Source organism: Akkermansia muciniphila (genome assembly GCF_002884975.1).
Classification (GTDB): domain Bacteria; phylum Verrucomicrobiota; class Verrucomicrobiia; order Verrucomicrobiales; family Akkermansiaceae; genus Akkermansia; species Akkermansia muciniphila_C.
Genome location: NZ_PJKB01000003.1, coordinates 150,646 through 173,437 on the forward strand (window position 1 = coordinate 150,646; position 22,792 = coordinate 173,437).

A 22,792-nucleotide genomic window follows, 5' to 3' on the forward strand; every position below is an offset into this window, starting at 1 on the left:
CAAACATGGATACTCCCCGTAATCAATCTACCCTATGACTGATTACTCTATCTTTTTCATCATCGCCCTCGCCGCGACCGGCGTGGGGGCGCTTCTCTTTCTGCTGTCCCTCTTCGGCCTGGGAGAACATGACCTGGACTTTGACGCGGACGCCGGGGGCGCGGACGTGGGCCTGCTGTCCATTAAATCCGGCATCGGCTTCTTCATGGGCTTCGGCTGGGGCGGCGTGCTCGCCCAGGGCCTGGGGTGGGGAATGGGCGCCTCCATCGCGGCGGCCTTCTTCACGGGCGTGCTGATGTTCCTGATCATCGGCATCTCCATGCGCTTCATCATGAGCCTTAAATCTGACGGCACCCTGAACTATGAAACCCTCAAGGGCATGCACGGCACCGTTTACATCAGTATCCCCGGCAGGCTCGAACGCGGCGGACAGGTGACGATCTCCCATCCCAGCCAGCTTCTGTACCTCCCCGCCATTCAGGAAGGGGAGGAATCCCTGCCCGCAGGAACCCCGGTGGAAGTAGTCGCCGTCACGGCAGGCGTCGTCACCGTCAAACCTCTTCATTAACCAATAAACCCAACCATACACCCCATCCAAATACCATGGACCAAATCATCCCTATCGCCATCCTGGTTCTCTTCATCATCCTGACCGCCTCCTGGCTGTTCAGCCGCTACCGCATGTGCCCGCCGGACAAAATCCTCATCGTCTTCGGCAAAGTGGGCACCGGGCAGCCCGCCAAATGCTACCACGGCGGTTCCACCTTCGTGCTGCCGGTCCTCCAGTCCTACAGCTACCTGGACCTGAACCCCATCAACATTGACGTGCCCCTCCAGGGCGCCCTCTCCTCCCAGAACATCCGCGTGGACGTTCCCTCCTCCTTCATCGTGGGCATTTCCACCCTGCCGGAAATCATGCAGAACGCCGCCGCGCGCCTGCTGGGCCGCTCCAGGGAGGAAATCCGCAACCTGGCGGCGGAAATCATCATGGGGCAGATGCGCGTGGTGATCGCCTCCATGACCATTGAGGAAATCAACTCCGACCGCGAAAAACTCATCAAGGGCATCACGGAAGGCGTGGATGTGGAACTGCACAAGGTGGGCCTCCACCTCATCAACGCCAACATCACGGACATTCAGGACGCCTCCGGCTACATCAGCGCCCTGGGCAAGGAAGCCGCCGCACGCGCCATCAATGACGCCACCATCAAGGTGGCGGAAGAAACGCGCCGCGGGGAAATCGGCAAGGCTGAAGCGGAAAAGGACCAGACCGTCCAGGTGGCGAACGCCCGCGCCATTGCCATTGAAGGCCAGAACGAAGCCCAGATCAAGATCGCGGAATCCGCCGCCAAGCTGCAGGTGAAGCAGGCGGAGGCCAAGAAACTGGCGGAAGTGGCCCAGAAGGTGCAGGAAGCCAAGACCCTGGAAGAAGCCTACGAGGCGGAAAAGGAAGCGGAAATTAAACGCGCCGAACGTGAACGCGCCACACAGGAAGCCAACATCCTGGTGACGGCCCGCATTGAAAAGAGCCAGCGTGAAGTGCAGGCCCAGGCTACGGCGGAAGTGCTCAAGCTGGAACAGGAAGGCAAGGCCCAGGCCCTGCTTATCCAGCGCAAGGCGGAAGCGGAAGCCATCCGGCAGCTGGCGGAAGGCGAAGCCCAGGCCACCCTGCTGAAGAAAAAGGCGGAAGGGGAAGGCATGGAAATGGTGGGCCGCGGTGAAGCCGCCGCCATTGAAGCCGTGCTGGAAGGCAAGGCCCGCGGCTTCCAGCAGATCGTCCAGGCGGCTGGCTCATCCGACGCCGCCTCCAGCCTGCTGATTACCGAACAGCTCACCAAGATCGTGGAACTCCAGTCCGGCGCCATCAAGGGCCTAAAATTCGACAAGGTAGTCGTCATGGGCAACGGGGGGGATTCCTCCGTGGGCGGATTCGTCCAGAACCTGGTGAAAGACACCCTGCCGCTCCATGAACTGGGCAGGAGCGTGGGGCTGGAACTGCCCGCATTCCTGGGTAAATCCACGGAAGAGAAAAAGGCCCCTGCCGCCTCTGCTCCCGCAGCCGCCGCCCAGGCGGCCACCACCGCAACCACCGTTAAACTGAACTGATCCGCAGATGAATATGGAAGCCGTCATGGGCGTTTTGCTCGGCATCGGGCTGGGTGCGGCCTGCGGCTTCCGCATCTTTGTGCCCCTGCTGGTAGCCTCCATCGCCATCCGGGGAGGCTTCCTCACGGTAACGCCGGAATTCGCGTGGCTGGGCGGTACTGCCGCCCTGGTCACCCTCTCCGTAGCCACCCTGCTTGAAATAGCGGCGTACTACATCCCGGTCATTGACCATACGCTGGACGTGCTGGGAGCTCCCGCCGCCATCATCGCGGGAACTATCCTGGCCGCCGGCTTCATCGGACACATGGACCCCATGCTCAAATGGGGCCTGGCCGCCATTGCCGGAGGCGGAGCGGCAGGCATCATCCACGGAGGCATGGCCGCCATCCGGGGGGCGGCTTCCGCCGCTACGGGCGGAATGGGCAACTCCATCGTCACCACGGCGGAAACGGCATCCGCCTCCATCATTGCCGTGCTGGCGTGCGTGCTCCCCGTGCTGGGCGTGCTGCTGGCAGGTACGGCCATTTACTTCCTGGTCCGCATGGGGCTGAAACTGAAAAGGAAGCTGGCGCGTTCCGGAAACGGCCCCGCAGGGAACAGCGCAGCCTGAAGCGCCGGGGAGGCATTTTTACGCCCCCCATCCTGCACCATGCCTCCTGCCGCCGCAGAAACAACCCTCCCGGAAAATGCCGCCTCATTGACAAGGAACCGGAAGCAGGATAGGATGCGGCTTTCAGCCTCTCTATACCATGAACATCAAACTTACCCTTTTGACGCTCGCCTCCGCCCTGGGCCTTGCCTCCTGCAACACCATCAGCGGAATCGGAAAAGACGTGGAAGCCATGGGCAGCAAGATTGACAGCGCCTCCCAGGCCACCAGTGAATCCATGCAGTAAGGAGCAGGAAAACATCCGGATGAAGGCCTGAAGCCTCTTTTTATTAAAAAGAGGCGGAGATTTAAATTCCCCCGCTGTTTCCATGGCTGGCGGCTTTCCCGCGAAGCTCCTTGCAAACTACGGATTACAAATCCGGGGTCAAGGGCTGATTTTTATATCAAGGAACTTATGCTGCGCGGCCATGTCACGGTGGAAGGCCGTTTTCCGGTGGAAGCCTTTCAAAGGTGTGCAACCGGCACATGGAGCGCTGCAAGCCTTGATAGCCATGGAAGTAAATTCATCCCGTCAGGATGCATTGACTTTCAGGGAAAAGAGGTCACTGCCGTCAGGTTGGCGGCCGGACGCCTCAAGAGCCTGCGGTGCCCCATACGGCATCAGGACTCCCTTGCGGTAATTCATAACGGATTTGTAATCCGGCATATTCCCCGGCCAACTTGAAAGGTTCACTTTCAAATTCTACCTCACATCGCATTCATATGAAAAAAACTCTTATCCTGCTTTCCTCCCTGCTGGTTTTTTCCTGCATGACGGTACAGGCCGCTATTTATACATGGGCTCCCATTGACGGCTCTACCGACTGGAACCAGGCATCCAACTGGCAAACGGAAAGCGGCACCAGCGACAATGTTCCGCTGGTTAATCCCAACTGGGGCACGATCAACGTATCCGGCAGCCATACCGTGGTATGCGGTCCCGGCACCACCGTGGAAGGGTGGGAGTCCACCATCAACGTTTCCAACGGGGCCAACGTATCCCTTCAGAATTTCACCAAATTCCAGCGCACGACCGTCTCCGTGGGAGAAGGCTCCACGCTGACTGTCGGCAAAACGAGCGGTTCCATCGTAGCCAATTGCGACCAGAACATGAACTGGACGGTATACGGAACGCTGAACCTCACTGCCGCACTTACCTGGAACGCCAACAGCAACAACTTGTTCGTGGACCTGGGGACGACCGGCATCCTGAATCTTACGAACCAGACCGATCTGGGCCGTTTCGCCTTCTCCGCCTCCCTGGGGGACCTGATTACGGAAGGAACCACGTTTGAGCTCGTGACGCGCGAACTCGTCAACGGAGTGGGAAGCGCCGCAACCAGTAACACGACCATCACGGGCGGAACCCAGAGCGACGACATCGCCGCCGAGGAACTGACCGCTGAAAACGTAGGCAAGTACCAGGTGTTCACGGAGAACGGCAAAATCTACGTCTCCTACATCAACGGCGTACCGGAACCGGCCGCCGTTTCCCTGAGCCTGCTGGGCCTGGCGGCCCTGATGCTGCGCCGCCGCCGTTAAAAACGGGAAGGTTCATCTTCATTAACAAGCTGAAAAGGCATGCCGCGTCTCCGGCATGCCTTTTTAATGCTTCCGCCGCACATTGGGAAAAGGGGGAAAACCTCTCTCCAGGGAGTGGGAACGTTCTCCGGAGACGAAAAACCGGAGGCTGGGAAGAAAGGCGCCACGGGCCATCAAGGAAAACCGCTTCATCCTTCCGGATGAAGCGGTTTTCGTCCATGGTCACACACAGTTTTTACATGGACCGGCTGGTGGAACGTGCGGCGGAATTAATGTCGCTGCCGACGGCTTCCACGTCCTTGCCCACTCCGCCAATCGTATGGCAGGAAACACACCCAAGGAGGGTGGCGATACTCAGAATAATCAATTTGGTTTTCATCGTTTTATTGGAAGAGTTCCGAATAATCAGACTCCATTCCTCCAACCCCTGTTCAAAGAACCCATGATCATGCCACACTGCCCCCTGTCATTCTCCGTTCTTGCCATGCGTACCCGCAACACTTAAAAAGCATGCGTCAACGGGAGCAACCTCCGGCGGATATTCCGCCGCCGCTCCTGGAACCATTACTATTTACTACCAAGATGATCAAAGTAGCCATCGTAGGATACGGCAACATCGGGAAATACGCCGTGGACGCCTTGCGCGCCGCTCCCGATATGGAACTGGCGGGCATCGTGCGCCGCCCCGGCAGCGAACCCGTGCACGGCATCAAGACCGTAAGCAGCATGGAGGAACTGGGCCATGTGAACGCGGCCCTGCTCTGCACCCCCACCCGCAGCGTGGAAGAAACGGCCCTGCCCCTGCTTGCCCGCGGCATCAACACGGTGGACAGCTTTGACATTCACGGAGACATCGTGAACCTGCGCCGCTCCCTGGGAGCCCAGGCGATCAAGCATGACGCCGTCTCCATCATCTCCGCGGGCTGGGACCCGGGCACGGACTCCGTCATCCGCACCATGATGCTGGCCATGGCTCCCAAAGGCATTACGTATACCAACTTCGGCCCCGGCATGAGCATGGGCCACAGCGTGGTGGCACGCTCCAAGGAGGGCGTGGCGGACGCCCTCTCCCTCACCATTCCCACCGGTTCCGGCGTACACCGCCGCATGGTTTACGTGGTGCTGAAGGAAGGAGCCAAGTTCTCCGACGTGGAGTTCGCCATCAAGTCCGATTCCTATTTCAGCCATGACGATACCCGCGTGCAGCAGGTACCGGACATCGACGTGCTGAAGGACATGGGCCACGGCGTGCTGATGGAACGCAAGGGCGTTTCAGGCGCCACGCAGAACCAGCTGTTCACGTTTGAGATGCGCATCAACAATCCGGCCCTTACTGCCCAGGTGATGGTGGCCTCCGCACGCGCCAGCATGAAACTGGCCGCCGGCTGCTATACCCTGCCGGAAATCGCCCCCATGGACTTCCTGCCGGGCGACCGCGAAGAGCTGATTGCCCAACTGGTATAGTTCCTTTCCGGACGCGCGGCAGCAGGCGTTACCCCAGCCGCCGCCATTCCTTCATTGATCAATCCTCCGGTCCGTGCCGGAGGATTTTTTATTGCTCATCAACCACCAGCCTGCCATCCACGGCATTCATCCGGGCCGGAGTGTGGGTCCGTTCCGTCCAGTCCCACGCACGGGCCATGTCCGCCCAGAAGGCGGCATGGGGGGAATTTTTCTCCTTCAGCAAACGCGCCGGAGTAGGCACAAAGGGGTAAATCTGCACGGGAACGCTCTTCTGCCCGTGAACCAGGGCCTGTTCCACCATGGTGTAGATTTCCTCAATCCCGGGATCGGTCATTGCCAGGCAGCCGATGGAGACGTCGCTGCCATGCACCATGATGAAACTTCCCGTCCGGTTCAGGGACCGGTCATAGGCATTCGGATAACCGATGTTGAAGGCCAGATGGTAGTTGCTGCGCGGATTCAGCCCGGAGGGCTCCACTTCATAAAATCCTTCCGGCGTCTGCCTGTCACCCTCCTTTTCCTTGGGCCCCAGCTCACCGGACCATGCCGCAATGGGATAGCGCTTGGCAAGCACATAGCGTTCCCCATTGCCCGGCTTTACCCACAGCTCCAGCATGGAGTCTTCCTTGACGGCCCGTAAAAAGACGGGGTCCCCCACCTTGGCGCCGCACAGGCCCAGGAAGGAATTCAACACGGGCGTCACCCGTTCCCGGGCGGCATCCGCCCGGTTGGCAGGATCATCAGCACACGCCATTTTAATAGTCACAACTACGGAGGCCAGCAGAACCAGCCCCAGCGCTGCCAGCACTACGCTCTTCTTCATAAACCATGTATAATGGCGGCATTCATTTTGACAAGGAGAAAACCGCTTCCCTTGTCCGGCGGTGAAGAGAAGTCCCTGCCGGAGAATGGCGCGGCAGCAGAAAATGTACCTGTACTGGAAATACAGGCGCCGGGAAGGTATCATCCGGCCATAAAACCGCAACATGCCAGAACCATCATGGAAATAGACAATCTTCTCCCCGTCACCACACGGCGGCAATTGAGAATGTGGCTGGAAGAGAACCACCGTTCCTCCTCCTGCTGCTGGATTCCCACCACGCGGAAACCTTCCCCCCATGCCGTCCTTTACCTGGATGCCGTGGAGGAAGCCCTGTGCTTCGGCTGGATTGACAGCACCCGCAAGAAGATGGCTTCCGGCGTTCTGGCCCAGCGTCTCACCCCGCGCTCCAAAGGAAGCAAATGGTCTGAATTGAACAAGGAACGCGTGCGCCGCCTGGACAGGCTGGGGCTGATGACGCCCTGCGGGAAGCAATGCCTGCCGGAGATGGATCCGGAAGCTTTCCGGATTGATCCCGCAATTCTAAAAGCCCTGCAACAGGATCCGCGAGCCTACGCCAACTTTCTGGCCTTTCCCCGCCTGTACCGCCACGTGCGCCTTGACACCATCCAAATCAAGAAAAACCAGCCGGAGCTGTTCAACAGCCGCCTGGAGAAATTCATGAAGTATACCCGGGAGAACAGGATGTACGGAGAATGGCACGACGGAGGCCGGCTTCTGGAAGAATGATCAATAGCCCTGAGGGAGTGGAGAGCAGAACGTCACCGCTCCACTCTCCACTCTCAAACTTCAACTCTTCTTAAAAGTCGTAGCGGTAGCCAACGCTTCCGTTTACGGAGTTGGCTCCGTCACGGAAGTCAGCATTGCCGTCTACAAAGATCGTTCCCTGCGTTCCCACAGGCACGCTCAACCCGGCTCCGATTTGCAGCGCCGTCGTTCCTACCTTGGCTCCCCTCACCGTCTGCATGTAGCCGGGATTGGCCAGCAATCCCACATTAGCCTGTCCACGGCGGTCACCCATATCCTGGGCCGCGTTCACCCGGAACTCCGCCAGCGCTTCTCGCCCGAAGATGTTGCTGCCTACAAGGCCCATCCAGCGGCCGCCCAGCGCTACCGTTCCCGTCGTCAAATCCTGTTTGGCAACGTTCAGACCCATGTTTCCGGCTCCCGTTTCCGTGTAGCCGTCCATCCGCGTGGTTACCACGGAGACGTTGGCCAGAGGCTGCAGGATGCTGCTCTTGTCTTCATTGAGGTACACGTCGTAGGTCAGCTCATACATCGCTCCGAAGCCCCAACCGTTGGTGTCGCCCTNTTCGTTGATGTAGGCGGGGTTGACGCCCATGAGGGTGGTGCGGTTCCTGATCCAGCCCATCTGGTCACGCAGGGCGTCCTTCTGGGCCGTACCCAGCGCGTTGACCGTGCTGCCCGCTACGGCTGCCAGCGCCCTGGATGCTCCCGCCAAATCAGGGTTATCCCCCGTGATCATGGTGCTGACGGCATTCATCACCTGCCCCAGCTGGGAAGTGGCGTCCAGATTGTTCCTGGCCTCCCACAGCAGCTGGGAACCGGCCGAAGAGTTGTAGGAACCCGCCGCGGGGGTAAAAATATTATCCTGCTGCACCGTGGCATTCAGCACGATGTCATTACCTTCCCGGACCATGGTGGCATCCTTGTAATATACGGCAAAAAGCCCGGAAGTACCCACGGACATGGATTCCCCTTCCGCCATGCCGTCAATCGCGTCCGCGGTCATCAGCAACACGCCGTCCAGGTTTTCATACGTTCCCAGGCCCGTGTTGCCGGTCATGTTGGAAAGCGTGAATTTGGCCCCATTTCCGATGGTGATGGAATCCGCCGTCAACATGGCGGAGCCGAAGGGATCCGCCTGGCTCAGGTTGTACACGAACTCCGTCATGGATCCGCTCTGGAAATCAACGCTGCCCGCATTCAAGGCAGTATTGGAGTCTCCGGCTCCGTTGCCGATGGCTTCAATGCGGAGGGTTCCGGAAGAGCCCACCGTCACATTCCGGTAATCCAGCGTGGAGGAGGCAGCCGTGCCTTTCAGCACCAGGGTGGCGCCTCCGCTCACACCCAGGTCATACGTGGCGCTTCCGGTCTGCATGACCTGGGTCACCTTGCCGGAAACATCAATGCTTCCTTCCCCATTCAGTGTGCCGGAGAACGAACCGCTCACGGCGGATGCGGAGGTGACGGACAGGGTGTTGCCGTTCAGCGCCAGCGTTCCGGCGCCGGAGAGGGCCAGGATTGACTTCTCCCCGGTTCCGGACAGGTTCAGCGTTCCGTTCAGCGTCACGGAGGTTCCGGACAGGCCGGCTTCCCCCGCCAGGGTGAGGGAGGAACCTTCCTGAACATTCAGGCGCCCCGCTCCGGAGATGGTGGTCGCCTGGTCCAGAGTGGAATCCCCGGCTGTCTTGAGCGTTCCGCCCGCAGCTATTTGCAGGGAGCCGCCCTGCTCTTCATCCGCCAGGGTGGCCGTCGTGGTTCCTCCAATCACAATGCGGGCTGGTTCATCCGCAGAGGCGGAGCCCAGCGTCAGCGTGCCGATATTATTGGCGCTTCCGTTCAGGGCCAGCGTGCCTTCCCGGGCAACCACCGCATTGGAGGTATTGACATTGCCATTAAGCGCCAGCGTCTTTTCTCCCGTCTTGACCAGGTCCACGCCGTCACCATTCACGGTAAGATTGCCGTTGAACACGGAGTTGTCCAGATCGTTCGCAAGTTCAATATCCAGGCTTCCGTCCCCGGTGGCATTGATCACCAGGTTGCCCGTGGAGCTGGTGCCGGAGGAAAGATGGCGGATGATGGTTTTGTCCGTATTATCTGCAGGTACGTCAAAATTCAGGGTCAGGCCCGTGTCCACGATCACCTGGGCATAGGAGTTCAGGGCCGGAATGTCCGTCACCGTGGAACCGTCCACGGACGCAATGTAAATCTGGTCCGTTCTTCCGGAAATGATGATGCTGCCGCCGTCCACTCCCTGGATGCCGAAGCCCAGGCTTTCCAGCGTGGCGTTGAACGTAAGATGCTGGTTGAGCCATGCAACCAGGTAGCTGGAAGGCAGGCCGGTGATCGTTCCGTTGGTCAGCAGAATGCCGACGGATTCCAGTTCGCGCATGGCGATCAGGATATCCGTATCAATGTCCATGTGCAGCGTGAGGTCGGAAGCGTCCCCGCCGAAGGAAACGGTGCCCGTGGCCGTGTCATTGAACTGGAGCAGGCTCTTCTGGTCCCCGGCGGCGGCATACGTGGTATTGTTCGCTCCCACATGCAGGGAATTATTTCCCGTCAGCGTCAGATTCCCTGCCAGCCCGGTAATGGCCGTTCCCGCCGTGGTGGTACTGATGCCGCCCACCTTGTCACCGGACAGGCCGCCCAGGTCAATATCCCCGGAATTAGCCTCCGCATTCACGGCTACCCCGCCAGCGGTGGCGTAGGCTCCGGCATTTTGCAAGGCACCCTTGGTAATGGTGACGTTGTTGGCAATCGCCTGGTTGTTCATGTCCAGCACGGAACCGCCATTGACGGAAACATTCCCGGTCCCCAGGGAACCGGCGCCCAGCGCCTTCACCGTGCCGCCGTTCAGAGTGGTTCCCCCCTGGTAATTGTTGGTGGCGTTCAGTTCCAGGACCGGAGAGCCTCCGGCCCTGTTCACTACCAGGGCCCCTGCCCCGGTGATCTGACCTACCCAGGAGCCCGTGGCCTCTCCATTGCCCAGCTGGACCGTGCCGCTGGTAATGGTGAGCGTACCTGTAGCGGTATTGTCCTGCGTCAGCACCAGTGTTCCGGTTCCGGCCTGTTCCACCCCGGCGTTCAGGGCGCCTTCCGCGCCTACGGTAGCGTTCATCAGAACGAGGTCATTGGTGTAGGAGAATTTGAATGAGCTTGTTCCGCCGTCAGCCTTTAACACCACTCCATCCCCGAAAAGCTTGCCATCATTCAGGGTCGCCGCCGTATTGTTGCCGAATGCCCAGGTAAACACGGAATTGCCGGTGCGGGAGAATGCCCCCTGGAACCCGGTCATGTCCCCCGTCAAATAGGCGAACGCATTACCCAGTGCGGTGGTCACTGTACCTGAACCAGTGAATGCCCCGCCAAAGTAATAGGAATTGCCGCTCCCTCCATTCAGGTAGGTTCCTTTCTCCAGCACATTGATCGTTGCCATGACGGCGGTATCCGCCGTGTTGACGGTCTCCATCCAGAAACCGCGTCCATTCAGGGTTACCGTCCCACTCCCCATGCTGGCAGCAGTGGCAAACTGGAGGTCGCGGGCATCATTTGTGCTGCCCGGATTATTGTTCAATCCGGAGGCAACCAGTTCCCCGGTAAAGGAGGAATTGTCCCCGGAAATGTAAAAACGGGATTTGGCAGCCTGGTTGTCCAGCTCAATCCGGCCCGCTCCGCTCATACCGTTGATGACGATATTGGCACTGTTTCCGGACGGCATTCCATCAATGGCGCTGGAAATGGAGAGGGTTCCCCCCGCATTCACCGTGACTCCCGCGGAAAACCTCGTTTGAACACTTCCGGAGGCAATGGATACGGAACCTCCGTCCACCGTCAACGCGCCCGCATACACGGCGGCGCCAAGAGCCAACGTTCCGTCTCCGGATTTTTCCATGGCCAACGCCTTGTAATTATCCACGGAAGCCCACGTTACGGCATTCCCGTTGGTATTCACTTTGATGGAGCCCTTGCTCGTGGAGGAAATCTGTCCGGAAATATCCGCAGTCACGCCTGCACCATACTGGAGGGTACCGCCGTCAAACGCCAGATCACCGGAGCCGAGGGCGGCATCATTACCCAGTTCAAGCGTTCCGGCGCCCAGGATCACTTTTCCGGTATAGTTGGTATTGGCCGTATTGATGGTCAGCTTGGCATTGCCGGTCTTTTCCAGATTGCCGCTGCCTTCCAGGGACCCTCCGCCTTCCGCGGCGTTCCATACATAATCCGTCGTATTCGCCTGCACCATAATAATCGTGGGAGAAACAACGCCATCAATGGTCACCGTCTGCGGAGCGTTTCCGTCAATGTCTCCCATGACGACTCCGGAATTATTATTGTACACGCCGTCGTTCTTCCACGGGGAAGCGGCGGGAGCAGTAGCGGACCAGATTCCGTCGCCCCCCTTCCACTCAAGCAAAGCCACCTGCGCCACCACCAGGGTAAGTTTTCCGTTCTCCGTGCTCCATGAACCCAGGAGATTGTCACCCAGAACAAAAGAGCTGGCGGGAACTCCGGAGACGGAACCCGCGTTGATCAGGTCATAGGAACCCTCCGTCCAGGCCACGCCGTCTATCGTTCCCTGCCCTAGAAGCAATTCACTGTCCACCGTCAGCGTTCCGGTTACATTCAGCAGGTACGCGCCGGAAGCCGGAAGCGCGGAGAAATTCAGAAGAGACGAGTTTCCCAGCGTCAGATTACCCGTAATGGTTCCCGAGGCGCCCAGGGACAGACTTCCACCACCGGCAATCGCAAGCGTTCCGGAATTCATGTTCAGGGAGGCGGCATTGGAAAGGCTTACATTGGAAAACTGCGTAGCGGCATTCACGGTCATGCCGGATGAACCGCTTACGGTCAGCGCATTATTGTAGGTAGCATCCTGCTGGGCCGTCAGATTGCCCCCATTCAGGCTTACCGCGCCGGACCCCAGAGCCGTGGCATTGTTCAACTGGACAGTCGCACCATTGGAAATAACCCAATCCGCCGTCATGGACGCCTGGGCCGCCGTATTCAGGATGAGGGTGCCCGCAAGTCCGTCCGCCCCCACCGTCATCGTCTTGGCATCCGTTCCGGCCGTTCCCAAAGCGCCGTAAATGTTCATGGTCTTGCCGGTAGCAATTTTGAACAGGGCGCTGGAGTTTAAAACAACTCCATTCCATGCCTGGGCGGCAACTCCCAAGGAGAAATCCCCGCCTATATCAAACAGGGTGTATCCCTCTCCTCCATCGCGCAAATTAACGGTACGGTTGGAACCGTTGCTTTTGGATACGCTGAATCCATCGGAACCATCCGTGACGGTTATTCCTCCAAGTGAAAGCGTGTTGAAAGAAGCCTGGAGCGCCTTGTTCGTTCCCGTCATGCTGGCCGTATCAAAACGCATGGTATTTGTCGCCGTGCCGGCCCATGTTGCCGACCAGTTGTTTCCGCCGCCGTAATCCGGAGTCCAGTTAGTATTCAAATGAACATCAACCGTTCCTCCCAGCCATGTATAGGTTTCCGCAACAGCATGCGGGGAGGAAACGGCGGCCATGCATGAAAGAACGGCGGAAAGCAAGCCAATGGGAAGATGCAGCTTCATAATAATGATGTATGTTGAAAACAAAAACCCGTCTAATCCTAGACAGAGCCCTTTTTATCACTACTATCGAATTAAAAATCCGACGTCAACATTATACGTTGAATACGTATGTGTTGTGCATTCTCAAAGAAGGCTTTTTTTCATCAAATCTGGTCTGTATTTTCCTACCAGAATCGTGTTATACGGTACAGTATGAGCATCCAGGGATCATTGTTCTGGTATATTGGCAGCATGCAGCATCAATCGCGGATTTTTAATCCGCAGAAAAGAGGGTTTCCCGTCGATCATGAACGCAACGAGCTCAAAGAGCCCCATTTTTATTCCCTGCCCCGTCCATTCTGCCCGCCGGGTCCCTCGCGTCCATCTTCTCCGGTGGGGCTTCTTCCCCAACACAACAGGGCCGCCCCGGCTCTTGTCCGGAACGGCCCTGCTGGCTTGGAGAGCAGAGCGTCTCCGCTCCACTCTCAACTCTCAAACCTCAACTCTTCTTAAAAGTCATAGCGGTAGCCCACGCTCCCGTTCACGGAATTGGCCCCGTCACGGAAGTCCGCGTTGCCATTGACGAACACCGTTCCCTGCGTTCCCACCGGCACGCTCAGCCCAGCCCCAATCTGGAGGGCCGTCGTTCCTACCTTGGCTCCCCTTACCGTCTGCGTGTAGCCGGGATTGGCCAGGAAGCCCACGCCCGTCTTGCCGCGGTGATCTCCCATGTCCTGGGCCACGTTGGCGCGGAACTCCACCAAAGCCTCACGGCCAAAGATGTTGCTTCCCGCCAGCCCCATCCAGCGGCCGCCCAGCGCCACCGTTCCCGTCGTCCAGTCCTGCTTGCCTACGCTCAGGCCCGCGTTCCCCGCTCCCGTTTCCGTGTAGCCGTCCATCCGCGTGGTTACCACGGAGACGTTGGCCAGAGGCTGCAGGATGCTGCTCTTGTCTTCATTGAGGTACACGTCGTAGGTCAGCTCATACATCGCTCCGAAGCCCCAACCGTTGGTGTCGCCCTGCGTGCTGTAGCTGCCTTCCCCGTAGTTGACCGTGCGGTTGAGCTTGGCGTCATTCCAGCCCCCCGTCAGGATCAATGTGTGCGCCCACCGCTTGCTCTGGTAGCGGCCGAAGAGGTTGGCGTAGTAGCTGTCCAGGTGGCCGTCCGCCGTGTCCGCCGCGCTGGCCGTCAGGTCNACGGAGACGTTGGCCAGAGGCTGCAGGATGCTGCTCTTGTCTTCATTGAGGTACACGTCGTAGGTCAGCTCATACATCGCTCCGAAGCCCCAACCGTTGGTGTCGCCCTGCGTGCTGTAGCTGCCCGTTCCATAATTGACGGTGCGGTTGAGCTTGGCGTCATTCCAGCCCCCCGTCAAAATGAGGGTGTGGGCCCAGCGCCTGTTCTGGTAGCGCCCGAAGAGGTTGACATAGTAGCTGTCCAGGTGGCCGTCCGCCGTGTCTGCCGCGCTGGCCGTCAGGTCACCGTAGTTGGCCGTGAAGGCCGCTCCCATGGTGAAGTGGTCGTTCAGATCCACGTCCATGCCCACGGTGCCGCCCCAGGTGGTGAGCTGGTAACCGCTTTCATCTCCCTTGGTGTCCAGCTTGGCGTAGGAGCCCGTCCCCTGCATCCACATGTGGAAGTAGGGAAGGTCTTCGTTGATATAAGCGGGGTTCACGCCCATCTGGTTGGTACGGTTGCGTATCCATGTCATCTGGTCGCGCAGGGCGTCCCGCTGCGCGATGCCCAGGCTCGTCACCGTGCTGCCCGCCGCCGCAGCCATGGCATGCCTGGCCGCAGAGGGATTGTTCGTCATGTCATTATTGAGGGAGCTCAGGAAGTCGGTAAGCGCCTGGTCCACAGTTCCGTGCCGGGCGGCTTCCCAGACCAGGTTGGCGCCCGCTGTGGAGTTGGCCGTATCCGCCACACTGGCGTAAATATTGTCCGTTTGTTCTTCCGCCTTGAGCACGACTTTATCACCTTCCTGCACCAGGTGCGCGTTCTTGTAGTACGTAAGGAACAGGCCGCCTACCGTCAGCGTATTTTCTCCCAGCTGAATGGTTCCGCCCCCGGTGAGTTCCATCAGCGTGAGTTCCATCGGATTGCCGGACTTCCAGGTGATGTTGATGCCCGGAAGGCTGGTCACATGGAAGGAAGCGCCGTTTTCAATGACGATGTCGCCGGAGGACTGGATGAAGGTAGAGACCAGGTCTGCGTCCGTGTTCACCGCAAAGGTGGTGGTGGAACCGTTGCCGAAGGTGGCGCCGTCCACGGTCAGGGTGGTATTGAGCGCCGTCAGCGCATTGTCGCTGGCCTGGATGGTCAGATTACCGTTGTTCACCAGCTTGCCATAGGAGAGGTGAGCCCCGTCCACATCCGCCTTCCCCTGGAGGACCAGGTTCCCGCCGCTGACCGTCAGGTCCGTATCCGCCCCGGAGCTTCGCAGAACCTGCGTGCCCGCGCCGGACACGTCCAGCGTTCCGGCCCCCAGCGTTCCGTCAAAGGTGTACGTCTGGCCGGAAGCCGCCTGGATATTCAGGGTCTGTCCGTTCAGCGTCAGGGTGCCGGAGCCTTTCAGGCCGCCCGCGCCGCTGTCCGCTCCCAGGCTCAGGGAACCGTCCAGGTCCAGCACCACGCCGGAAAGCGCACTGTCCGCGGCCAGCCCCAGGGAGGCGCCTTCCGCAAGGTGAAGCGTGCCCGTCCCGCTGATTTCCGCATGGGAAAGATTGTCCATAACGCCTGTAAGCGTGAGCGTTCCGTTGGTGCCGATGTCCAGCTTTCCTCCGTTGGCGCCAGATTCCAGTGTCTGCGCTGTTGCATGGCCTCCAATGCCGATCACCGCAAGGGAACCCGCATCCGCTGAGTCAAGCCGCAGGGCTTCCACATTGGCCGTGCCGTTGAGCTGGAGAGTCCCCTCCTGCGCAATGATATCTCCCGCCAGCGTCACATTCCCGGACAGGGTGAGCTTGTTGGCTCCCGTCTTGACCAGGTCCGTGTTGGCTGCCGCGCCGTCCACGCCGCTGATGTTTCCGGCAAAGACGGTATCCACTCCCGCGCCTTCATGGAAGAGGTTGTTTTGCAGCTCAATGCTTCCCTTGTTGTCCGCCGTGTTGGTGACGATGAGGTTGCCCGTGCCCGTCTGGCCAGGATTGGTTCCCGGCGCGGTCAGGTTCTTGATCACCATGGAGCCGTCCGACTGGACGTAAAGGTCCTGGTCCACGATCACCGCCTGATAGAAGTTAAGGGCCTGGTTCGTGACCGGATTGTCCGCACTGCCCGTGCCGTCCACGGAGGACACGTAAACCAGGTCCGTATCACCGGAGAGAACGATGCTGCCTCCGTTGACGTCTACAATGCCGAAGCCGAGCGCGGCAAAAAGCGGATTGGCCGTGATGTGGCTCTTGAGCGTTTCAAGGTCCTGCGCAAAACCGCCGTTGGTGAGCAGGATTTCCAGATTGCCGCCCGCCGTTTTCATGGCATCCATGACGCTGGTGAGGTCCAGCGTGAGCGTGGAGCCGTCCCCGAAGGAGATGTTGCCCAGGTTGTCCCCCGTTCCGTTAAACTGGATAAGGGCGTCTGCCCCCGTGAACGGATCGCCGGAAATGTTGTCAGCGCTCAGGGCCAGTGTGTTGCCCGTTCCGTTAACGGTCCAGGTGGAGCCGTTCTTAAGCCCGGTGATCTGCGTGCCCGCCGTGGTGGTGGCGACCGTTCCCAGTTTGGAAGCGTCCAGGCCGCCCAGGGAGATATTGCCGGAATCGGCAATTGCACTGACATTCACGCGGTTTGTAGCCGTTCCGGCGTAGTTCCCGGCATTTGCCAGGCCGCCGGACTGAATGAGGATGTTGGTTGTGGCCGCGGCATCAGAGAGGTCCAGCGTGCCTTTGGCCAGCGTCAGCGTACCCGTCAGCCCGTTGGCGCGGTCTCCCACCGCAAAGGTGCCCGCGGTGTTGACGGTGAGGCTGCCTGCACCCGTGATGGTTCCGGCCCATGCGGCATTGTCCCCCGTACCGTCGCCGAGCTGGACAGTGGAGTTCTGCTCAATGCTCAAGGCTCCCGTACTGGTATTCGCCCCGGTCAGGACGAGCTTGTCCGTTCCGCGCACGTTCAAATTGGCGGTGTCAATGACGTTGCCGGCATAAAGAAGGTCTTTCCCCGTGCCGCTGTAATTGACCCGGAAGGTGCCCGCACCGCCCAGGGAAACGGCCTTGATGAATTCTCCCGTTCCCAGCGTGGCCGCCGCGCCGCCGTTGCCGAAGGCAAGAACAACATTCCCCTGGCCGGAGTGCATAGTTCCCGTAAAGCCGGTGAGATTGCCGGTGAAGATGGCTGTCATCGTCGGATCGCCTGCCGCCGTGGTTCCCAGGTTGGCCCCGGCGTCACTCGTCAAGTCGCCCCCGAACGTCACGGTCTGGTTGGAATTGCCGTTCAGCCAGCCTCCGGCAGCCGTCACATGGATATCCGCATTCACGGGGTTGGCGGCATCACTGACAAAAAAGCCGCGGCCGTCCAGCTCCAGGCTGGCTCCTCCGATCGCGGCGGCATTGGCAAACCCCACTTCATTCCACGCGGCATTGGTACCGTTGCCCACCAGCTTGAACGTGCCCGTAAAGCCGCTGTTGTCCCCGCTGACGGAATAACGTCCGCCGCCCGGATTCGTGCCGCCTTCCTTGTGCCCGAGCACCAGGGAGCCGGCGCCGGAAATGCGTCCGGACAGCGTGTCCGTCATCGTGCTGTTATGGGCGCGGTTGTCCCGTATCTGGAGAGTGGCGTTTTCAGCGATGGAGATGTTTCCGCTCCAGGTCCGGGTGCCGCTGTTGGCCCCGATGTCATAGAACAGGGTTCCGCCGTTGACGGTGATGGCGCCGGTAAAGGTGCCCGTCAGCGTAGTGGCGACCGTCAGCATGCCCGCACCGAGTTTCACGATTTCCCTGTTGCCCAGGTCCTGGGTATAGGTGGCCCAGGTAATGTTGTTTCCATTGGTATCCACCCGGACGGCAGCCGTACTGGCGGCGGCGTCAATGAGTCCGGAAATATCCTGCGCAGCCCCCGTTCCGTACATGAACGTGCCCCCGGCAAAGATAAGCTTATTGGTTGCCACCAGACCCGTCGTGCCATCCGTGGTTCCCGCCGTGTTAAGCGCCAGCGTACCCCCGGCCAGGGTCACCGTCCCCGTGCCGAGGCCCTGGACGGCATTCAGGTTGAGGGTGCCGGCGGAGATGGTGGTACCGCCGGAGAAGGTGTTAGTCCCCGTGTTCTCAATGGTCAGCTCCCCTTCCCCCCGTTTGACGAGCGCCACCGGAGAGGCCCCGTCCACAATGGCCCCCGTTCCCGTGAACGTATAAGCCGTATCCGTATTATTAACGGTAATGCGGGCGGCGGAAACATTGCCGTCCAGCGTAACGGAGGAAGCGGCCACCCCTGCCAGGTCTTCAAAGTTGGCGGATTTCGTGGCATCATAAGCCACGGCCGTTCCATCCTTGTCCAGCCAGATGGTCCCCCCGCCGGACACGGTCCAGGTTCCCGCCGCGCCGCCATTCCAGTTGAGGGCTTCCCCCAGCGCCTTCACGCGCAGGTAAAGCGTGTTCCCCATCAGTTCCAGAACATAACTGTAATCACCGGAAAGCCCGGCGGGATCAAAGGTAAAGTTGCTTGCCGTGAGTGTGCCGAAGCTGTCCGCAGTAATCAGCTTGTAGTCGTTTTCCATGGTCTGGTCCACTCCGCTGATAGTCAGCGTCAGCGTTCCTTCCGAATTGAAGGAGAGCGTGCCGCCCGACTGGATGACGGAAGCGCTGGCGGAATTCATCCCCGTCAGGTCCATCGTCAGCCCGGAAGCCTGGGACAAGGTCATGTTGCCCACGGAGGTAAGCCGCGCCCCGGCGCCCAGGGTAATGGAGTTGCCGAAGGTGACGCCCCCGGTGAGCCCGAAGCTGAGCTCGCCGCCGGAAACCGTCAGCGCATTCGCAAAGCCGGTGGCGGAACTCAGCGTCAGCTTGCCCGTGCCGCTCTTGGTAAAGGCGCTCCGGCCGTCCAGCACCGTTGCGTTGGCAATAGTGGCGTCCGTTCCTTCCCCTGCGGAAATTTCGTCAAATCCGGTAATCGTGGCATTGGTGAACATGTCCGCGCGCGTCACGCCGTTCAGGTTCAGCACGCTTTTGGTGACTACATCCCCGCGCCCCTGCCCGGAAAGAGTTGTCGTCCCGGTAAAGACGGCGTCATTGCCCGTAATGGTCACGTTGGCCAGCGCCGTGGTCAGGGAAGTGCCGTTGACCTTCTGACCGCCCGCATAAATGGCGGCATTGTTAAACGTGCCTCCGCTGATGGAAAGGTTGGCTTCTCCGATCGTCAACGCTGCCCCGGTATTGTTACGTTCCACATAAGTGCCCAAGGATATTTGCGCTCCGTCAAACGTGCCCCCTGTAATCGTGATATTGGTGGCGCCGATATTCCCGGTGAGGCCAGCGGTAGCAGTTCCGTTAACGTAGGAACCACCCCAAATCTGGCCTGTATACGTGCCGGATTTGAACGTCAGATTGGTAGAGCCTGTAATATTGAACGTACTTTCCCCGGTTTCCACCCAGCTTCCCCCCGCAATCATGGCCGCTACCGTGCCACTGCCCAAGTCCAGCGTCATATTGGTATCGGTTAAATTCCAAGTGGAAGTATTTGTCCGGGTACCTGCAAAAATTTTCTTGGTTCCGTCTCCTGAAAAAGTAGCTCCCGTGATGGTTGTCGTCACTCCCTGCGCAAACAAATTTTGTGCAAAGGTTCCTCCCGTGATTTCCATGGAAGCGGACGAATTGGCTGCAATATTTGCAGCAGAACCTGATGCGGTCGCATCGGACAAACCATACACATTCCCATTATACTGGCCTCCCGTAATTCTCAATTTGGCCGTATACGCATTCGTGCCGTCTCCCAATTGGACAAGCCCCCTTCCCAGAAGGGCAACGGAGCCGTTAAAAGTCCCTCCGTCCAGATTCAGGGCAACGTTTCCAAGAATGGTTGACTTTTGTCCCACGCCACGTGTTGTTCCGGCTGTTACCAGCTGGGCGAAAGTTCCGCCGTCAATGGTGAAGGTGACGTCTCCCGTATGGCGGAAGGATTCCTGCCCCAGTCCTATGCACCACCTGGCGTCCGGCGAGCTAACCGAAGTTCCAGCCCATTCTCCCCCATGGATATTGACAATATATGTTCCTGTCGTCCGGAACGCATCCGCCTTGTTGCCATCTCCCACCAGGCAGAAGCCATTGATCGCCCCCGCATTCTGGTCTACATTGAGGGTGATGTCGGCGGCCACTACCCGGTCCTGATTGCTCCACCCCATCAACTGGGGATTTGTATTCAGCAGGGAAGTTCCGGCCCCGATATTGATCACAAAGGAATTGGTCCCTCCCAGAGTAACGCCTCCGGCGGTACCCGCAACATTCCATAATTGCAGCCCCGTATAAGTTCCTCCTTCCAGATTGAGAACCCGGTTATAGCCCCCCTCATAGGTTCCGGCAGCCGTAATATCCGTTAAATAGATGGCACCGGGGGAATCCGCCTGGGTTACGGGATCCCCTGCCGGCGGCGTAATCGTATACTGGTCGTCAGCAAAGGAAATCGTCGTTTCTCCGTTACCCGTTAATGTATAGGCAGCCCATGACGGAGAAATGAAACAGGCCAGAAGAGCGGACAGGAGGGGAAGGGGCAAATGCAGACGCATAATTATGTAACGTGTTAATAATGAATAATAAATTATATACCAGACTATATTGTTAGTAATAATTAACGGATTTAAAATCCGGAGTCAATGACAATTTTTAATATCAAGCGCTTTAGGATGGTTGACCGGATTAAAACGTAAGAAGAGGGGAAGGAGGCCGTTCCAGTTTCAAGTTCGGGCATTATCAATATTTTATTGTTGCCTGGTCCTATTTATAAACATTTCCGGATTTTAAATCCGCCCGTATATTTCCCCACTTCTCCCAACAGGAACGGCCTGCATGCAGGAAAAAGTGATTTCTTGTCTTGCATTCCCATGGGAGTACCTGTATAAGCCTCCACGTCCCCGCCGCAAGGCAGGAATACAGCACCAAGGTCAGGGAGCGGTAGCTCAGTTCGGTTAGAGCGCCAGCCTGTCACGCTGGAGGTCGCGGGTTCGAGCCCCGTCCGCTTCGCCACCTTGTTCAAGAGAATCGCCGCCTCCGGGCGGCTTTTTTGTTCCCGGAAAGCCCGGGGCCTGGAAAACAGGCAGCCCGGCGGGAATGTTTTACTGGAAAAGGGGGCCAGGACCCGGTAGAATGGGAGCCAGCATTACAATCATGAGCATACTTTCGGACCGTCTTTCCGAGGAAATACTGCAAGCCCGCCAGCGCGTTTACACCGTTGGCGAACCAACTCCTCTTCAACGATTGAATCTGCCGGGCATCAAGGCCCCGGTGTACGCCAAAAGGGAGGACCTGGGACCCATCCGGGCCTACAAATGGCGCGGAGCCTTCAACTGCATGGCCGCGCTAAGCCAGGAAGCGCGGGACAAGGGCATTGTGGCGGCCTCAGCCGGCAACCACGCCCAGGGCGTGGCCCTGGCAGCCAGCGTCCTGAACTGCCAGGCAACCATTTTCATGCCCCGGTCCACACCGGAGGTGAAACAGACGGAGGTGCGCCGCCATGGCGGCAGGCACGTGCAGATCATCCTCCACGGCGACTGTTATGACGAGACGGCCACTGCCGCCCATGAGTACGCGGAAACCCACGGAAGCACCTTCGTGCATCCCTATGACGACCTGGTGACGATGGGGGGCCAGGGAACGCTGGCTGATGAAGTGGTGATGAGCGGGGAAGGCCCATTTGACCGCGCCTATGTAGCCATCGGCGGGGGCGGCCTGGCCGCGGCCGTAGCCTGCTGGCTGAAAAAATTCTGGCCGGACATCAAGGTGATCGGCGTGGAAGGCGTGGACCAGGCCTCCATGAAAACCTCCATGGAACAGAACCACCGGGTGAATCTGGATTACGTGGACGTGTTCTGTGACGGCACCGCCGTCCATATCCCCGGGGAACTGACCTATCCCCTCTGCCGGGAGCTGATCGACGAGTTCGTAACCGTCACCAACAACGAGGTCTGCCAGGCCATCAGGGCCATGTGGGAGTCCTCCCGCGTGGTGCCGGAACCTTCCGGAGCCATGAGCCTGGCAGGATTCCTGAAACAATGGAACCAGGGAGAAGTGAAGCCTGATGAAAAGAGTTTCGTGGTCATTTCCGGCGCCAACATGGACTTCACCCACCTCACCCAGATCGCCCGGCAGGCGGGCATCGGCAACCATGAAACGCGCTACCTGCGCATTTCCATGGATTCCAAGCGCGGGCAGGTTCTCAAGTACCTGCGCCACATCCCGCAGGATACCACGCTGGTGGACGTGCAGTACGGCAAGACGGAAGGAGCCGCCCAGTACCCCGTGTTCGGCATTGCCGCTTCTGACGAGGATCTGGACACCATCCGCACGACGCTGAAGAAGAAGGGAATCGAGTTTGAAGACATCAGTGAGGATGACGACGTGCGCTTCCGCATGATTCACTACCAGGCGGAGCTGTGCCAGCATCCCCTGTTCGTCCACATTGAATTTCCGGAACGCGCCGGGGCCTTTCTTGACTTTATGGAACGCATCGCGGACCTGGCCTCCCTCTGCTATTTCAACTATACCTATACCGGGGAACGCGTGGGCCGCGCCCTGGTGGGCATGGAGTTTGAATCCGCGGAAGACCGGGAGACCATCAGGGAACGCATGGGCGCTTTTTCCAAGAACATCATCCGGTCCATCCGGGAGATATCTCCGGAGGCATTCAACCGGATCATGGGAAGTAAATAGTTAATCATTAAAAGTTAATAGAGATTGAAAATATTAGCTCTTCGCTATT

12 protein-coding genes and 1 tRNA gene are annotated in these 22,792 nt (G+C 59.0%); 9 read left to right on the plus strand and 4 right to left on the minus strand.

The window, feature by feature from the left end; all coding sequences use genetic code 11:
* Nucleotides 1–34 precede the first annotated feature (34 nt).
* The 5 genes from CXU21_RS10555 (at nucleotide 35) to CXU21_RS10575 (ending at nucleotide 4,297) form a co-directional block, all read left to right on the plus strand.
* On the plus strand, nucleotides 35–568 hold the full coding sequence (locus tag CXU21_RS10555; RefSeq protein ID WP_102726006.1) for a hypothetical protein: 534 nt from the start codon (nucleotides 35–37) through the stop codon (nucleotides 566–568).
* A gap of 35 nt (nucleotides 569–603) precedes the next feature.
* Complete coding sequence (locus CXU21_RS10560) at nucleotides 604–2,106, plus strand: flotillin family protein (protein ID WP_102726007.1); 1,503 nt, start codon at nucleotides 604–606, stop codon at nucleotides 2,104–2,106.
* 7 nt (nucleotides 2,107–2,113) lie between these two features.
* The gene (locus CXU21_RS10565) at nucleotides 2,114–2,716 is read left to right on the plus strand and encodes a DUF4126 domain-containing protein (RefSeq protein ID WP_102726008.1); all 603 of its coding nucleotides are present in this window, start codon (nucleotides 2,114–2,116) and stop codon (nucleotides 2,714–2,716) included.
* A gap of 139 nt (nucleotides 2,717–2,855) precedes the next feature.
* Nucleotides 2,856–3,002, plus strand: coding sequence for an entericidin (locus tag CXU21_RS10570; RefSeq protein ID WP_102712421.1), 147 nt, complete (start codon nucleotides 2,856–2,858; stop codon nucleotides 3,000–3,002).
* Between the two features lie 476 nt (nucleotides 3,003–3,478).
* On the plus strand, nucleotides 3,479–4,297 hold the full coding sequence (locus tag CXU21_RS10575) for a PEP-CTERM sorting domain-containing protein (RefSeq protein WP_102726009.1): 819 nt from the start codon (nucleotides 3,479–3,481) through the stop codon (nucleotides 4,295–4,297).
* A 235-nt stretch (nucleotides 4,298–4,532) separates the two neighbouring features.
* Here the strand turns inward: CXU21_RS10575 and CXU21_RS10580 are convergent, their stop codons facing one another.
* Nucleotides 4,533–4,676 carry an entericidin gene (locus CXU21_RS10580; protein ID WP_102712425.1) on the minus strand — a complete coding sequence of 48 codons (144 nt, stop codon included), beginning with the start codon at nucleotides 4,674–4,676 and terminating at the stop codon, nucleotides 4,533–4,535.
* Between the two features lie 203 nt (nucleotides 4,677–4,879).
* Between CXU21_RS10580 and CXU21_RS10585 the strand changes: the two genes are divergently transcribed.
* Nucleotides 4,880–5,761 carry a diaminopimelate dehydrogenase gene (locus tag CXU21_RS10585; RefSeq protein ID WP_102712427.1) on the plus strand — a complete coding sequence of 294 codons (882 nt, stop codon included), beginning with the start codon at nucleotides 4,880–4,882 and terminating at the stop codon, nucleotides 5,759–5,761.
* A gap of 88 nt (nucleotides 5,762–5,849) precedes the next feature.
* On the opposite strand, the gene CXU21_RS10590 is transcribed toward CXU21_RS10585, so the two are convergent.
* Nucleotides 5,850–6,584 carry a L,D-transpeptidase family protein gene (locus CXU21_RS10590; protein WP_102726010.1) on the minus strand — a complete coding sequence of 245 codons (735 nt, stop codon included), beginning with the start codon at nucleotides 6,582–6,584 and terminating at the stop codon, nucleotides 5,850–5,852.
* Between the two features lie 177 nt (nucleotides 6,585–6,761).
* On the opposite strand from CXU21_RS10590, the gene CXU21_RS10595 reads away from it, so the two are divergent.
* A complete protein-coding gene (locus tag CXU21_RS10595; protein ID WP_102726181.1) occupies nucleotides 6,762–7,331 on the plus strand; it encodes a YdeI/OmpD-associated family protein in 570 nt (189 codons plus the stop codon).
* A gap of 70 nt (nucleotides 7,332–7,401) precedes the next feature.
* Here CXU21_RS10595 and CXU21_RS10600 read toward each other — a convergent pair whose 3' ends face one another.
* Both CXU21_RS10600 and CXU21_RS10605 read right to left on the minus strand, forming a co-directional pair.
* Nucleotides 7,402–12,921: an autotransporter-associated beta strand repeat-containing protein gene (locus tag CXU21_RS10600; RefSeq protein ID WP_102726011.1), complete on the minus strand. Its 5,520-nt coding sequence runs from the start codon at nucleotides 12,919–12,921 to the stop codon at nucleotides 7,402–7,404.
* A 488-nt stretch (nucleotides 12,922–13,409) separates the two neighbouring features.
* A complete protein-coding gene (locus CXU21_RS10605) occupies nucleotides 13,410–20,603 on the minus strand; it encodes an autotransporter domain-containing protein (protein ID WP_102726012.1) in 7,194 nt (2,397 codons plus the stop codon).
* A 379-nt stretch (nucleotides 20,604–20,982) separates the two neighbouring features.
* Between CXU21_RS10605 and CXU21_RS10610 the strand changes: the two genes are divergently transcribed.
* Nucleotides 20,983–21,060 (plus strand) — tRNA-Asp (locus tag CXU21_RS10610).
* Nucleotides 21,061–21,201: 141 nt separating this feature from the next.
* Nucleotides 21,202–22,743: a pyridoxal-phosphate dependent enzyme gene (locus CXU21_RS10615; protein ID WP_257996483.1), complete on the plus strand. Its 1,542-nt coding sequence runs from the start codon at nucleotides 21,202–21,204 to the stop codon at nucleotides 22,741–22,743.
* The last annotated feature ends 49 nt before the right edge of the window (nucleotides 22,744–22,792 follow it).

Excerpts from the sequence above, each read along its gene's own strand:
- CXU21_RS10585 (WP_102712427.1), top strand. The coding sequence starts at position 4,880 with ATGATCAAAGTAGCCATCGTAGGATACGGCAACATCGGGAAATACGCC.
- CXU21_RS10570 (WP_102712421.1), top strand. The coding sequence starts at position 2,856 with ATGAACATCAAACTTACCCTTTTGACGCTCGCCTCCGCCCTGGGCCTT.
- CXU21_RS10580 (WP_102712425.1), bottom strand. The coding sequence starts at position 4,676 with ATGAAAACCAAATTGATTATTCTGAGTATCGCCACCCTCCTTGGGTGT.
- CXU21_RS10575 (WP_102726009.1), top strand. The coding sequence starts at position 3,479 with ATGAAAAAAACTCTTATCCTGCTTTCCTCCCTGCTGGTTTTTTCCTGC.
- CXU21_RS10590 (WP_102726010.1), bottom strand. The coding sequence starts at position 6,584 with ATGAAGAAGAGCGTAGTGCTGGCAGCGCTGGGGCTGGTTCTGCTGGCC.
- CXU21_RS10560 (WP_102726007.1), top strand. The coding sequence starts at position 604 with ATGGACCAAATCATCCCTATCGCCATCCTGGTTCTCTTCATCATCCTG.
- CXU21_RS10615 (WP_257996483.1), top strand. The coding sequence starts at position 21,202 with ATGAGCATACTTTCGGACCGTCTTTCCGAGGAAATACTGCAAGCCCGC.
- CXU21_RS10555 (WP_102726006.1), top strand. The coding sequence starts at position 35 with ATGACTGATTACTCTATCTTTTTCATCATCGCCCTCGCCGCGACCGGC.
- CXU21_RS10595 (WP_102726181.1), top strand. The coding sequence starts at position 6,762 with ATGGAAATAGACAATCTTCTCCCCGTCACCACACGGCGGCAATTGAGA.
- CXU21_RS10565 (WP_102726008.1), top strand. The coding sequence starts at position 2,114 with ATGAATATGGAAGCCGTCATGGGCGTTTTGCTCGGCATCGGGCTGGGT.